1 protein-coding gene is annotated in these 1,705 nt (G+C 67.4%); it reads left to right on the top strand.

Features of this window, described 5'->3' with window-relative positions:
- Positions 1-335: 335 nt before the first annotated feature.
- Positions 336-1,705, top strand: a 1,370-nt coding sequence (locus tag K8625_RS43460) for a recombinase family protein (protein ID WP_223786094.1), incomplete at its 3' end; no start/stop codon positions are given.

Raw genomic sequence — 1,705 nt, 5'->3', positions numbered from 1 at the left:
GTCCCCGCCTGGATGCTGGAGCGGGCGGCTTGCGCGACGCTGACTTTCGGCATTCCGCGGGTTTCGTTGGAGGCACTTCGCGATTTGCGCCGGTTGCTCGACGCGCAGGCATCCGAGCACGCGTCGGCAACCACCTCAGGCTTGAGGGTGGAGGTCGCGCATGGCCAACCACCAGGAAAGGAAGCCGAAACAGCTCTCGCTCCCGCTCGGAAGGGCGCCGAGTCCCCGGGTCACCGAAGAGCAGCACCACCAAGTGGTACTGCTGCTCGCGCAGCTCCTGCTGAGCACGGTGCCTCCGCCAAGCCGCGGCGACGGCGCCGCGACGGAGGCCGGCGATGAACCGTACTGAGTTGCCGGAGACGGTCTTGCAGCGGCGCGCCATCGTCTACGTCCGTCAATCCACCGTCGCGCAGGTTCAGGACAACATGGAGAGTCAGCGCCGCCAGTATGCGCTCGCTGACCTGGCGCGCGCCTACGGATTCCGCGACGTCGTCACCATCGATGAAGACCTTGGCCGCTCGGCCAGCGGGACGATCGCCCGTCCGGGCTTCGAGGCGCTGGTAGCACAACTTTGCCAGGGCCGCGTCGGAGCCGTCTTCTGCCTGGAGGCTTCCCGGCTGGCGCGCAACGGTCGTGAGTGGCACCACCTCCTGGAGTTGTGTGGCCTTGTGGATGCTCGCGTTGTCGACGGCGACGGTGCCTATGACCCGAGCGTGCCGAATGACCGGCTACTCCTCGGGCTGAAGGGGACCATCAGTGAATTCGAGCTGACCCTGATGCGCCGCCGGCTCATCGACGGATCGCAGGCCAAGGCACGGCGCGGGGAACTCCATATTCCCGTGCCGGTCGGTTACCTGTGGGCCCAGGGGCCTGCCTTGGAAATAGACCCGGACCGGCGCGTGCAGGAAGCCATCCGTACGGTATTCCGACTCTTCGCGCGCCTGGAGAGCGCACGGCAGGTGCATCTGTCCATGTGCCGTGAGCGCCACCTGTTCCCACGGCCGAGCGATGGCAAGCGGTGGGGGGCACCCAGGTGCTGGACGCCACCGACCTACCGCAACATCATCAGCGTGTTACAGAATCCTGTCTACGCAGGCGTGTATGCGTATGGGAAGTCGACCCAGCGCACCCAGCTTGTCGAGGGGCGCCTTACGAAGAGCTACGGGCACCCCCGTCCCATGCACCTATGGACGGTGCTGCTGAGAGACCATCATGCAGGCTACATTTGCTGGGAAGAGTTCGAGCGCAACCAGGAACGCCTGCGGCGCAACGCGCACCGCCGCCCTGCTGGCAGCGCGAAGTCGGCAAGAGGCGGAGGAGCCCTGCTCTCGGGCCTGCTGCGTTGCCGCCGCTGTGGGCGCATGCTCCTCGTGGCGTACACCGGGCGTCCGCCGCGCCGCGCGCGCTACCTCTGTCACCGGGGCCGGGAGGCCCACGGCACCGCGCCCTGCATCTCCTTCGGCTCCTCTCGGCCGGACGACCTCGTTGCGGCCGAGGTGCTGCGAGCCGTCGCTCCCGTCGCCGTGGAAGCAGCAATAGCCGCCATGGACCTTGCCCAGCAGCAACACGCCGAGCGGCGGCGCGCCCTCGAACTCGAGAAGGAGCAGGCGAACTACGAGGTGCGTCTCGCACAGCGTCGCTACGAAGCCGTTGACCCGGACAATCGACTCGTCGCCGCCGAGTTGGAAGCGCGATGGAATGCGGC

Source organism: Myxococcus sp. AS-1-15 (assembly GCF_020037055.1).
GTDB classification, from domain to species: Bacteria; Myxococcota; Myxococcia; order Myxococcales; family Myxococcaceae; genus Myxococcus; species Myxococcus fulvus.
This window is presented reverse-complemented; position numbering and strand designations above follow the sequence as displayed.